Origin of the sequence: Amycolatopsis rhizosphaerae (assembly GCF_007713715.1) — a bacterium.
Classification (GTDB): domain Bacteria; phylum Actinomycetota; class Actinomycetes; order Mycobacteriales; family Pseudonocardiaceae; genus Amycolatopsis_E; species Amycolatopsis_E rhizosphaerae.
Genome location: NZ_VJWX01000218.1, coordinates 1 through 11444 on the forward strand (window position 1 = coordinate 1; position 11444 = coordinate 11444).

The 11444-nt window shown below is 72.0% G+C and carries 11 protein-coding genes; 4 read left to right on the forward strand and 7 right to left on the reverse strand.

Annotated elements, in window-relative coordinates:
- Positions 1-210: 210 nt before the first annotated feature.
- From FNH05_RS20855 to FNH05_RS20870, 4 genes are read right to left on the reverse strand one after another with little or no spacing between them, the layout of a single operon-like run.
- Entirely contained in the window at positions 211-1821 is a 1611-nt protein-coding gene (locus FNH05_RS20855) for a dipeptide ABC transporter ATP-binding protein (protein ID WP_144590392.1), read from the reverse strand.
- A gap of 3 nt (positions 1822-1824) precedes the next feature.
- Positions 1825-3513 carry an ABC transporter substrate-binding protein gene (locus FNH05_RS20860; protein WP_144590393.1) on the reverse strand — a complete coding sequence of 563 codons (1689 nt, stop codon included), beginning with the start codon at positions 3511-3513 and terminating at the stop codon, positions 1825-1827.
- Positions 3514-3526: 13 nt separating this feature from the next.
- Complete coding sequence (locus FNH05_RS20865) at positions 3527-4522, reverse strand: ABC transporter permease (protein WP_144590394.1); 996 nt, start codon at positions 4520-4522, stop codon at positions 3527-3529.
- Positions 4522-5448, reverse strand: a complete 927-nt coding sequence (locus FNH05_RS20870) for an ABC transporter permease (protein ID WP_144590395.1) — start codon at positions 5446-5448, stop codon at positions 4522-4524. Before FNH05_RS20870 ends, FNH05_RS20865 begins: the two co-directional genes overlap by 1 nt.
- A 223-nt stretch (positions 5449-5671) precedes the next feature.
- Between FNH05_RS20870 and FNH05_RS20875 the strand changes: the two genes are divergently transcribed.
- Both FNH05_RS20875 and FNH05_RS38175 read left to right on the forward strand, forming a co-directional pair.
- On the forward strand, positions 5672-6862 hold the full coding sequence (locus FNH05_RS20875; RefSeq protein ID WP_144590396.1) for an RtcB family protein: 1191 nt from the start codon (positions 5672-5674) through the stop codon (positions 6860-6862).
- Positions 6863-6970: 108 nt separating this feature from the next.
- Entirely contained in the window at positions 6971-7642 is a 672-nt protein-coding gene (locus FNH05_RS38175; RefSeq protein WP_186382656.1) for a hypothetical protein, read from the forward strand.
- 10 nt (positions 7643-7652) lie between these two features.
- Here the strand turns inward: FNH05_RS38175 and FNH05_RS20885 are convergent, their stop codons facing one another.
- Positions 7653-8363: an FMN-dependent NADH-azoreductase gene (locus FNH05_RS20885; RefSeq protein WP_144590400.1), complete on the reverse strand. Its 711-nt coding sequence runs from the start codon at positions 8361-8363 to the stop codon at positions 7653-7655.
- 76 nt (positions 8364-8439) lie between these two features.
- On the opposite strand from FNH05_RS20885, the gene FNH05_RS20890 reads away from it, so the two are divergent.
- Positions 8440-9321, forward strand: coding sequence for a sigma-70 family RNA polymerase sigma factor (locus FNH05_RS20890; protein ID WP_144590397.1), 882 nt, complete (start codon positions 8440-8442; stop codon positions 9319-9321).
- A gap of 75 nt (positions 9322-9396) precedes the next feature.
- The gene (locus tag FNH05_RS20895) at positions 9397-9996 is read left to right on the forward strand and encodes an NUDIX hydrolase (RefSeq protein WP_144590398.1); all 600 of its coding nucleotides are present in this window, start codon (positions 9397-9399) and stop codon (positions 9994-9996) included.
- 5 nt (positions 9997-10001) lie between these two features.
- Here FNH05_RS20895 and FNH05_RS20900 read toward each other — a convergent pair whose 3' ends face one another.
- Both FNH05_RS20900 and FNH05_RS20905 read right to left on the reverse strand, forming a co-directional pair.
- A complete protein-coding gene (locus tag FNH05_RS20900) occupies positions 10002-11057 on the reverse strand; it encodes an NAD-dependent epimerase/dehydratase family protein (protein ID WP_144590399.1) in 1056 nt (351 codons plus the stop codon).
- A partial coding sequence (locus FNH05_RS20905; protein WP_186382657.1) for an FAD-dependent oxidoreductase occupies positions 11054-11444 on the reverse strand: 391 nt, incomplete at its 5' end. The genes FNH05_RS20905 and FNH05_RS20900, both read right to left, overlap by 4 nt.

The window sequence follows — 11444 nt, forward strand, 5'->3', positions numbered from 1 at the left end:
GGTGAGTGTTGGCCGTGAAGGGTCCCTTCACAGTCGATTCGACTGTGAAGGGACCCTTCACGGCGCCCATTCCCGCACGAGCGTGGGACTCGCCCGGCGGACGCGCCCTACACCGCGAGCGGACCGGACTTTGCCGGGACCCTGGCCGTATCGACAGTGAGGGGACCCCTCACCGGAACCGCAACCCCGTTGCGGGCCCGCGGCGGGAAGTCAGGCGGGCAGGGCGCGCCAGGCTTCCCGGCGGCGGGCCTGCAGGGCCGGATCGGCGACCGGCGCCGCGGCGACGAGCCGCTGCGTGTAGGGCTCGCGCGGATTGCCGAGCACGCTCGCGACGCCGCCCTGTTCGACGATCCTTCCCTGGTACAGCACCACGACCCGGTCGGCGACCCGCTCGACGACCGCCAGGTCGTGGCTGATGAACAGGCAGGCGAAGGACAGTTCGCGCTGCAGTTCGCCGAGCAGGTCCAGCACGGCGGCCTGAACCGAGACGTCCAGCGCGCTGGTGGGCTCGTCGGCGACGAGCAACCGCGGTTTCAGTGCCAGTGCCCGGGCGATGCCGACGCGCTGGCGCTGCCCGCCGGACAGCTCGTGCGGATACCGGCGCGCCCAGGACGGGTCGAGCCTGACCGCGTCCAGCAGTTCCGCCACCCTGGCCCGCCGGTCACCCGGGTACCCGTGCAGCTCCAGGGGTTCGGCGATGCTCGCCCCGATACTCGCCCGCGGGTTGAGTGCGGAACCGGGGTTTTGGAACACCACCCCGATCCCGCGCCGCACCCGGAGGCGGGCCCGTTTCTCCGCGGTCGCCAGCTCGACGCCGTCCACGGTCACCGCTCCCCCGGAGATCGGGGCCAGGCCGAGCAGCGCGGCGGAGATGGTGCTCTTGCCCGAACCGGACTCGCCGACCAGGCCCAGCACCTCGCCCGGGGCGATGTCCAGGCTCACGCCGTCCACCGCCCGCACCGGCGGGCGGCCCCGGTAGGTCACCCGCAGGTCCCGCACCGACACCAGCGGCTCGGCGGTACGGGCGTCACTGTCGCCCGCGATACCGCTTCCCAGTGACAGCACCGAATCCAGCAGTTGCCGCGTGTACTCCGCCGCCGGTGCCGCGAACAACCGATCCACCGCGCCGTGCTCCACCACCTCGCCGTCGCGGAGCACGACCACGCGGTCGGCGAGATCCGCCACCACCCCCATGTCGTGCGTCACCAGCAGGATCGCCGTGCCCAGCCGGTCACGCAGCCGCCGCAGCAGGTCCAGGACGGCCGCCTGGACGGTCACGTCGAGCGCGGTCGTCGGCTCGTCGGCGACCAGCAGCGCGGGATCACCGGCCAGGGCCATCGCGATCACCACCCGCTGCAGCTGGCCGCCGGAAAGCTCGTGCGGGTAGGCGCGCAGCGTCCGGCCCGGCTCGAGTTCCACGAGCCCGAGCAGCTCCCGCGCACGCTCCCGGGCCTTCGCCCTGGTCACCTTCCGGTGCGCCCTGACCGCGTCGACGAGCTGGGTGCCGACCCGCAGGACCGGGTTGAGCGCACTCATCGGCTCCTGGAACACCATGCCGATCTCGCCGCCGCGCACCGCCCGCAGCTCCTCCGGCGCGAGCGCGTAGAGGTTCCGTCCTTTCAGGACGGCCGAGCCGGTGACGGTCGCGGTGCCCGGCAACAGGCCCAGCAGCGACATCACGGTCACCGATTTGCCCGACCCGGACTCGCCGACCAGCGCCACCACCTCCCCCGGCGCCACGTCGAAACCGACGTTCCGCACGACCTGGACTCCGGAGAAGGCGAGGGAAACCCCGGTCAGGGACAGCAACGGCTCCGGCATGGCCTACTTCGCCAACCCGATCTGGAGGTAGTTCGGATAGGCGGGGAACTCCCCGATGGTGAAATCGCCAACCTTCGAACCGTGCAGGAACGAGTTGCGGGTGTAGATGAGCGGCACCACCGGCGAGTCCTGCAGGATCCGGCGGTCGGCCTGTGCCCACAGTTTCCCGGCGGCGGCCTGGTCCAGCGTCCCCTGCGCCTGGGAGATCAGCGCGTCCACCTCGGGCACCGAGTACCGGGACAGGTTGTAGCCGCCGTTGCCGATCTCCGAGGAGCCGAACAGCGGCTGGATGTTGGCGTTGGCGCTGGGGAAGTCCGGCTGCCACGAACCGAGCGTCAGGTCGTAGGACCCGTCGTTGCCGGTGACGACCGCCTCCCAGGCATCCTCGTCCAGCGGCCGCAGGGTGGCGCGGATCCCGGCGCGCGCCAGCGCCGCCTGGATCGCCTGCGCCTTGTCGGCCATATTGTTCGATGTGGACACCGGGAAGTCCAGATTGTCCAGACCGTTGGGGTAGCCCCCGGCCGCCAGCAGTTCCTTCGCCTTGGCCACGTCACCGGTGGGCGGTGCCGGGTAGAGGTCGAACACCTCGCGTCCGGCGATGCCCTCGGTGATCAGGGTGGTCGCGACGGGGCCCGCGAGGTCCACGCTGCCCGCGGTCGCGATCTGGTAGGCCTGCTTGTCCACCGCGTACTGGAAGGCCTGCCGCACCCGGGGATTCGCCAGTGGGCCGCGGCGGGTGTTGAGCGCCAGGTAGGCGAGCGCGCCGGACTTCGAGGTGACCACCCGCGGCTTCACCGCCGGGTTGCCCTGGAGCTGCGCGAGCTGGGCCGGGGCGACGAAGGCCGAACCGAAGGCGTAGGCGTCGTTGCCGGAGTCGGCGATCAGCCGCTGGGAAATCACCGAGGCGTCCTGGCCGAGCTGGAACACGATCTCTTCCGCCAGGCCGGTGCGCGCCACGTCGGTTTTGGGGTCCCAGTGCGGATTGCGGCCCAGGCGGACCTCGACGCCCTTGGCGTACTTCGTGACCTGGTACGGACCGGAGGCCACCGGCTGGGTGTCGTAGGTGGCGTCGGTCCCCTTGCCGCGGGGCACGGGCGCGAAGGCGGGCATGCTCGCCAGCCACGGCCAGTCCCCGTAGGACCGGTTGAGGTGGAACACGATCGTCTTGTCGTCGGGCGTTTCGATCGAAGCGAGGTCCCCGCCTTCGAACGGGCCGCGGTAGGACTCGGCACCGGCCAGCAGCGCCTTGTGGTAGCCGAGTCCGCCGGAGAACGCCGGGGCGAACGACCGCTCGATGCCGTACTTGATGTCGGCCGCGACGATCGGCGTGCCGTCCGCGTAGGCCAGCCCGTCCTTGAGCGTGTAGGTCCACGTCCTGCCGTCGGCGCCGGCGCGCCCGATGTCGGTGGCGAGGTCCGGCACCACGGTGGCCGGGCCGTCCGGCGAGGTCTTCCAGACGGTGAGCCTGCGGAACAGCAGGCCCAGCGAGGTGATCGCCAGGCCCTGGCTCTTCGCCGGGTCCAGGTGCAGCGACGTGGTGTCGGAAAGCACGTACAGCGTGCCGCCCGCCGCCACCACGGCCTGCTGCCCGCCGCCCGCCCGTTCGTTGGCGTTGCAGGCGGCCAGCAGCGAACCCGCGCCCGTCATCGCGGCGGTGGCCCCGATCATCCGGAGGAAGCCTCTGCGGTCCATCAAGTTCCCTTTCTCAGGTGAGCCGGGCGCGCGGATCGAGCAGCCCGTACAGCACATCCACGGCGAAGTTGGCCAGGACGACGAAGAAGGCGGCGAACAGGCTGACGCCCATCAGCAGCGGCAGGTCGATCTGGTGCACCGCGTCGACCATCAGCCCGCCCAGCCCCGGCAGCGCGAACACCCGCTCGGTGATCACCGCGCCGCCGAGCAGGCCGCCGAGGTCCACCGCGAACACGGTGACCACCGGCAGCAGCACCGGGCGCAGGGCGTAGCGCCCGATCACGGTGCGCTCCGGCAGGCCGACCGCGCGGGCGGTGCGGATGAAGTCCTCGCCGAGCGTCTCCAGCATCTGGCCACGGGCGAGGCGGGCGTAGATCGCGGCGTTGATGAACGCCAGCACCAGCCAGGGCAGCACCAGGTGCCACGCCCAGTCCACCGGACTGGCCGCCAGCGGCACGTACCCGCCCACCGGCACGACGTCGAGCGTGAACCCGAACAGCAGGATGCCGAGCAGGCCCACCAGATACGCGGGTGCGGACACCCCGGCCAGGGTGACGGTCATCGCGAGACGGTCGAGGAAGCTGCCCCGCTTGAGCGCCGAGAGCACCCCGATGGCCACTCCGGACACCAGCCACAGCACCGCCGCGCCCAGCGCGAGCGAGGCCGTCACCGGCAGCCGGTCCCCGATCAGGGCCAGCACCGGTTCGTTCTGCTGGAAGGAATAGCCGAAACAGGGCGCCGAGCAGACGATCGCGGTCGTCCCGGTGCCGAAGCTGCGCCCGGTGAAGATCCCGCCGAGGAAGTCGAGGTACTGCTGGATCCAGGGTTTGTCGAAACCCATGAACGAGCGGGCGATCGCGAGGTTTTCGGTGGTGCACGGCTTTCCGCAGGACATGCGCGCGGGATCGGTCGGCAGCAGGTAGAACACCGCGAAGGTGCCCAGGCTGATCAGCAGCAGCACCGCGAGCATGCCGAGCAGGCGCGCGGCGGTGAACCGGAGCAGGCGCATCAGCGGCGCACCCCCGTCTTCGGGTCGAGCACGTCGCGCAGCCCGTCGCCGAGCAGGTTGAACGCCAGGGTGGCCACGAACAGCGCGGCCCCGGGGAAGATCAGGAACATCGGATCGGTCTTCACCCAGCCGATCGCGTCGCTGATCGACCGTCCCCAGCTCGGGGTGGGCGGGGCGATGCCGACGCCGAGGAAGGACAGCGCGGCCTCCATCCCGATCTTCTCCGGGATGCCGACCGTGGCGAGCACGATGATCGGTGCCCACAGGTTCGGCAGGAGTTCGCGCCGGAACACGTGGCCGGTGCCCGCGCCGAATGCCTTGGCGGCCCTGACGAAGTCGCGGTCGCGCAGGCTGAGCGTCTGCGCCCGGATCACGCGGGCCACGCGGGGCCAGCCGAACAGTCCGATCACCACGATCAGCAGCACGGGCCGGGGAATCGCGGCCGGCGCCACGGCGCCCAGCGCGATCATGAAGATCAGCTGCGGGAATCCGAGCAGGACGTCGGTCGCCCGGCTCACCAGCGTGTCCCAGCGCCCGCCGAGGTAGCCCGCCCCCGCGCCGAGCAGCACCCCGATCGCGATCGAGACCAGCGTGGCCGCCAGGCCGATCAGGAACGAGGTCCGCGCGCCGTGGACGACGATCGCGAACAGGTCGCGGCCGGTCAGCGGTTCCACCCCGAACCAGTGCTTCGCGGAGATGCCACCGAGCACCCCGGCCCCGGTTCCGTTCGCGAGCAGTTCGGTGTGGTAGGTGTAGGGATCCTGGCCTTCCAGCGCCGACAGCAGCGGCGCGGCGACCGCGGCGAGCGCGAAGAGCACGATCAGGGCGGCGCTGGCCTGAGCCCAGCGGTCGCGGCGCAGGCCGCGCAGCAGGGCGCGCAGGCCGGACGCCGCGGGCACGGCGTTCACCGGCAGGCTGGCGGACAAGGGTTCCCCAAGGTGGTCGGGTGACGGGCCAAGGGGACTCTAGGTTAACGCGAAGGAAATTCACCCCCGTCTCACATGCTGGACGGGTGAGCGTTTTCACGCGCCAGGCAAGTGGACTGGACCACTGCCGTGAAGGGGTCTTCCGGGTGCCGCGGTAAACCGGTTGATCAGCGGACGGTCCTCACAGGATGCTGGTGCCCGCAGACGAAGAAGGGACGAAAAGATGTTCACCGCGGTAGAAGGTGCCCGCGTACCGATCCGGATGTGGGCGGACCCGGCTTCGGTGGAGGACGCCGCGCTGCGCCAGCTGCACAACGTCGCGAACCTGCCGTGGGTGCACGGGCTGGCGGTGATGCCGGACGTGCACTACGGCAAGGGTGCCACCGTGGGCAGCGTGATCGCGATGCGCGACGCCGTCTCGCCCGCCGCCGTCGGCGTGGACATCGGGTGCGGCATGAGCGCGGTACGCACCTCGCTGACCGCCGAGGACCTTCCCGACGATCTCGGGCCGCTGCGGCGCCGGATCGAGTCGGCGGTGCCGGTCGGGTTCGCGATGCACCGCAACCCGGTCCCCCCGGCCCGGGTGCCGGGCCTCGGTGGCTGGGACGGGTTCTGGTCGGCGTTCACCGGTCTGCACGACGGGGTGCAGAAGCTGCGCGAGCGGGCCAGGGCGCAGCTCGGCACCCTCGGCGGCGGCAACCACTTCATCGAGGTCTGCCTCGAACAGAGTGGCCCCGGCACCGGCCGGGTCTGGTTGATGCTGCACTCCGGCTCCCGGGGCATCGGCAACGAGCTGGCCAAGCGGCACATCGACCTCGCACGGCGCCTGTCGCACAACGCCGACCTGCCCGACCGCGACCTCGCCGTGTTCCTGGCGGGCACGCCCGAGATGGAAGCCTACCGGCGGGACCTGTTCTGGGCGCAGGACTACGCCGCGCGCAACCGCGCCACGATGCTCGCACTGGTGCGCCAGGCGGTGGCCGAGACCATTCCGGGGACGCGGTTCGACGAGCCGGTCTCCTGCCACCACAACTACGTCGCCGAGGAGACCTACGACGGCGTGGACGTGCTGGTGACCCGCAAGGGCGCGATCCGGGCGGGCCGGGGCGACCTCGGCATCATCCCGGGCAGCATGGGGACCGGCTCCTACATCGTGCGCGGGCTCGGCAACGAACGCTCGTTCCACTCGGCCTCGCACGGCGCCGGGCGGCGGATGTCGCGGACGAAGGCTCGCAAGACCTTCACCGCGGCGGATCTGGCGGCGCAGACCAGCGGGGTGGAATGCCGCAAGGACGAGGCCGTGGTGGACGAGATCCCGGCCGCCTACAAGGACATCGAGTCGGTGATCGCCGCGCAGACCGACCTGGTCGAGGTGGTGGCCCAGCTCAAGCAGGTGGTGTGCGTCAAGGGCTGATTGTCCGGAAACCACCGGAAACTGCCCGGAAACGGCGGCGGAAACGGGGAAACCGGCCGGGGTGCCGTTGCGTCGAAACGCGCGTACCAACAGATGAAAGGCACCCCGATGACCTATCCCCCGCAGCCGGGACAGCCGGGTTCCGGCCCCCACTGGGGCGGCTTCCCGCAGCAACCCATGCCTCCCGGAGCCCCCGGCCACGGTCCGTACTACGGCGCCCAGAACGGCCCGCAGTACGACGCGCGGCCGCCGGGAAGCGGCGGCAGGAAGGGGCTGTGGATCGCGCTTTCGGTCGCGCTCGTCGTGGTGCTGGCGGCCGTGGGGATCACCGGCTTCTGGCAGCCGGGCTTCTTCCTCGGCGGCAAGTCCGGCGGCGGGGCGCAGGCGGCGGCCACTTCGCCGTCCCCCACCCCGTCGCTACCGGCCGGGTCGCCCTCGGCGACGTCCTCGTCCCGTCCGAAATTCCCGTCGAAGGACGAGATCATCGCCAAGGTCCAGGCATTCCTGGACAAGCTCAACGCCGGCGACGGCGACGGCGCGAAGGCGATGCTGTGCACGGAGGGGTTCCACGCCCAACCACGGGAAGAAACCCGGTCTGTAGTGGACAAGGCAGCGCAACCGGGCACTCGGCTGACCATCAAGGGGGCGCACGCCGCCGACGGAGTGGGTGTGGTCGAGCTTGACGGCACGGTGGCCGGAAAAGCGATTCAGAAGGACGGTGAGGTGGCCACCCAGCTGGTCAACGGTCAGGAGTGCGTCGCCGACATCTTCTACTACTGAGCGCGCGCACTCACCTTGCCGCCGGGCAGAGCCCGGCGGCAAGGTGCTCCACGGCGGCGTGCGCCTCGGCCAGCGACCGGTCCCGGTACCCGCGGAACGAAGCCAGTTCCGGCACGTCGTCGGCCCGGGTCATCTCCGCCCGCACGAAGTGCAGGTTCTCCCCGGCCACGCCGAGCCTGCCGAAGTACGCACGCAGGTACGGGGTCTGGAAGTCGTACCCCTCGCGCGGGGTTCCCAGCCCGTAGGCGCCGCCCTGGGCCATCACCACGACGATCTTCGTGTCCCTCAGCAGGCTCTCTCCGGTCCCGGGGTCGGTGTACATCCCCGGAAAGGAGACGCGGTCGATCCACGCCTTGAACGCGGCCGGCACCGTGAGGTTGTACATCGGCACGCCGAGCAGGACCGTGCCCGCGGTCCGCAGGTCGGTGACCAGCGGCAGGGTCAGTGCCCACTCCCGCCGCTCGCGTTCGCTCTCCGCCATCGGTGCCACCCGTTCGGGCGGCACCGCACCGTGCCGCTCGACGCGCTGACCGAGTGAGACGTAGGCGGCGCCCAGTAGGGGCACCGGGTCCGCCGCCAGGTCGCGGTACCGGTATCCGCCCGCTCCTGTCCGTTCCCGCCAGATGCGGGCGAACAGCCCGGTCAGCCGCCGGGACACCGAGTCGGTGCGGGCGCTGGCGGCGCAGTCGAGGTGCAGCAGGCCGCCGTCGAGGTCGATCATGGTCGTACTCCCGGTCACTTCGGTGGGTTCCGTTCCGTCGAACAGGGTGACGGAGCACGACGAGGAAAGGTGACCGATGGACGAGCACGACGGGCCCGCGGTCCGGTTCGAGGCGCAGCGCCCGCACCTGCGGGCCGTCGCCTACCGGATGCTCGGCTCGCCGGCCGAGGCCGAGGACGCGGTGCAGGAGACCTGGCTGCGCCTGCAACGCACCGACGTCAGCGACGTCGAGAACCTCACCGGCTGGCTCACGACGGTGATCTCCCGCATCTGCCTCGACCTGCTCCGGGCCCGCAGTGCCCGCCCCGAGGACCCGGTTCCCGAGCTGCCCGAACCGGATTTCCCTGGCCGGGGCGGCGCCGATCCCGAGCAGGAGGCGCTGATGGCCGAGTCCGTGGGCAGGGCCCTGCTCGTCGTGCTCGGCATGCTGACGCCCACCGAACGGGTCGCGTTCGTGCTGCACGACCTGTTCGGCGTGCCCTTCGACCGGATCGCCCGCATCGTCGACCGCAGCGAAGTCGCGGCGAAGAAGCTCGCCAGCCGCGCCCGGCACCGCGTCCGCGGCACGCCCGCGGTCCCGGCGGTGGAGCTGGCGCGGCACCGCGCGGTGGTGGACGCCTTCCTCACCGCCTCCCGTGGCGGCGACCTCGGCGCCCTGCTCGCGGTACTGGCCCCCGATGTGGTGCGCCGTGCCGACCCGGCCGCGCTGCCGCCCGGGGCGGCGGTGGAAAGCCGGGGCGCCCGGGTGGTCGCGGAGGAAACCCTCGTGTTCGGCAAGAGGGCCCGCTTCGCCGAAGCGGCGCTGGTGAACGGCTCGGTCGGCATCGTGGTGGCTCCCTGCGGCAGGTTGCGGCTCGCCCTCACCGTCGCGATCGAGGGCGACCGGATCGCGGCCTACGAGGTGATCGCCGATCCGGCCCGGCTCGCCGCACTGGACCTGGCCGTCCTCCCGGCCTGACGCCTGGCATGCTGGGCGGGGCCCGCCGTGACGACCGCGGCGACGACAGGACCGACCGAAAAGGGGCGCCCGCCGGTGAGCGACTGGGCAGAGCGGCTCGGCGAGGCGCTGAAGCGGTTCCCCCGCGTGGCGATCCCCGCCCAGGGCCGTCGTGTGGCGGCGGTGGCCCTCGTGGTGTCCGACGACGGCGGTGAGCCGGGACTCTGGCTGACCCGGCGTGCCTCGAAGCTACGGGCCCACGCGGGCCAGTTCGCGCTGCCCGGCGGGCGGCTCGACGACGGGGAGGACGCGGTCGGCGGCGCCCTGCGCGAGCTCGCCGAGGAGCTCGGCATCGTCGCGGGACGGCACGAGTGCCTGGGCCTGCTCGACGACTACGCCACGCGGTCGGGATACGTCATCACGCCGGTCGTGGTGCGGGTCGCCGCCGGTATGGATCCCGTGCCGAACCCGGACGAGGTGGCGCGGGTCCACCGCATCTCCTTCACCGAACTCGACGCGGAACCGCGGTTCGTCCGCATCCCCGAGTCGGACCGGCCGGTGATCCAGCTCCCGCTTGCCGGCAGCCTGGTGCACGCCCCGACCGGTGCCGTGCTGTTCCAGTTCCGGGAAGTGGCGCTGCATGGCAGGCACACCCGCGTCGCCCACCTGGAACAGCCTGTCTTCGCCTGGCGCTGAAGGGGTCAGCACGCCTGGCTCTGGTGCGTGGGCCGCCCGGGCAGGCTCAGCCCGCGGGGCGGGGCGAGCGGGCCGGTGTCCACCGTCCGGTCCTGGCGCATCCCGGCGAGCAGTTCCTCCAGCGCCGCCGCCGCGTCGTGCCGCGGGGACCAGCCCAGTTCCTCGCGCGCCCGCGCGGTGACCATCAGCGGCACGCGGTCTGCGAGCACCAGCCAGGCCGGGTGCAGCGGGGTCAGACCGAGCCGCCAGCCCAGCCAGGCGGCCGGCGTCAGCAGGCCCAGCGGCACCGGGAGCCGGAGGCCGCCGAGGATCTCACCGAGTTCCTTCGCGCCGAGGACCGGCTCGGCCGCCAGGTTGAACGCGCCGGCGGCCTCGTGCCGGAGGATCAGCCCGATCGCGGCGGCGACGTCCTCGGCGTGCACGATCTGCACCCGGAATCCCGGCCAGAGCGGGATCGGCAGCCAGCGGCTGCCGAGCAGGAACCGGGGAAGCCAGGGGCCCAGCATCATGCCCGAGAATTCGGCACCGGCGGCGCCGTAGGCGATCCCGCACGGCCTGACGCGGGCCACTCGCGTCCCCGGGTGGCGGGCGGTGAACGCGTCGAGCTGGGCCTCGAGCGTGGCCTTCCCCGCGCTGTAGGCGCTCCCGGGCACGCCCGTGCGCGGCCAGTCCTCTCGCACCCGCTCCCACCGGGGCGCGGGTGCGTAGGCAGCGACCGACGAAGCGCACACCAGCCGCGGCACGCCCGCGGCGGCCACGGCCCGCAGGACGTGCGCCGTGCCCAGCACGTTCGTCCGGTGCATCGGCGGATCGCCGGAGCGGGGATGGATGGCCCACGCCAGGTGCACCACCGCGTCGGCACCGGTGAAGGCCGCGGTCAGCGTCTTCACCGCGTCCTCGGTCCCGATGTCGCAGGAGATCCACCGGGCCGACGAGAACGGTGGCCGGTCCGTGGCGGGACGCCGCCGGGCCACCCCGGTCACCGTCCAGCGCCTGCCGTGCACGGCCTTGAGCAGGGCCGTGCCCACGTTCCCCGTCGCCCCCGTGACCACGAGCTTCATGTCTGCTCCAGTTCCTGGAACGCCAGCTCACCCGAGAGCACCGCACCCTCCATAGTGGACAGCCAGCGCTGACGGGTGTAGTCGCCGGCGAGCACCAGTCCCCGCACGGGGGTGTGCTGGGACGGGCGGTCGGCGAGATGCCCGGGTTCGAGCGACAGGAAGTCGTGCGGGTACCGGACCACGCGGTGCTTCACCAGGTGCCGGTCGAGGTCGAGCCCGATCCGCGCCGCGTCCGCGATCACGGTTTTCGCGATCTCGTCTTCGGACGCGGCCAGGAACCGCTCCGGCTCCTCGAGGAGCACCGACAGCCTGCCCTCGGCGTGCGGGAAGGTGGTGCGCGACTGCTCGCTGAAGGCGGCGAGCACGGTGCCCGGCCCGAAAGTGGTG

Bases quoted from the DNA above. Each gene is read 5' to 3' on its own strand.
- FNH05_RS20900 (WP_144590399.1), bottom strand. From the start codon at position 11,057: ATGAAGCTCGTGGTCACGGGGGCGACGGGGAACGTGGGCACGGCCCTG.
- FNH05_RS20885 (WP_144590400.1), bottom strand. From the start codon at position 8,363: ATGATCGACCTCGACGGCGGCCTGCTGCACCTCGACTGCGCCGCCAGC.
- FNH05_RS20890 (WP_144590397.1), top strand. From the start codon at position 8,440: ATGGACGAGCACGACGGGCCCGCGGTCCGGTTCGAGGCGCAGCGCCCG.
- FNH05_RS38175 (WP_186382656.1), top strand. From the start codon at position 6,971: ATGACCTATCCCCCGCAGCCGGGACAGCCGGGTTCCGGCCCCCACTGG.
- FNH05_RS20865 (WP_144590394.1), bottom strand. From the start codon at position 4,522: ATGCGCCTGCTCCGGTTCACCGCCGCGCGCCTGCTCGGCATGCTCGCG.
- FNH05_RS20855 (WP_144590392.1), bottom strand. From the start codon at position 1,821: ATGCCGGAGCCGTTGCTGTCCCTGACCGGGGTTTCCCTCGCCTTCTCC.
- FNH05_RS20875 (WP_144590396.1), top strand. From the start codon at position 5,672: ATGTTCACCGCGGTAGAAGGTGCCCGCGTACCGATCCGGATGTGGGCG.
- FNH05_RS20860 (WP_144590393.1), bottom strand. From the start codon at position 3,513: ATGGACCGCAGAGGCTTCCTCCGGATGATCGGGGCCACCGCCGCGATG.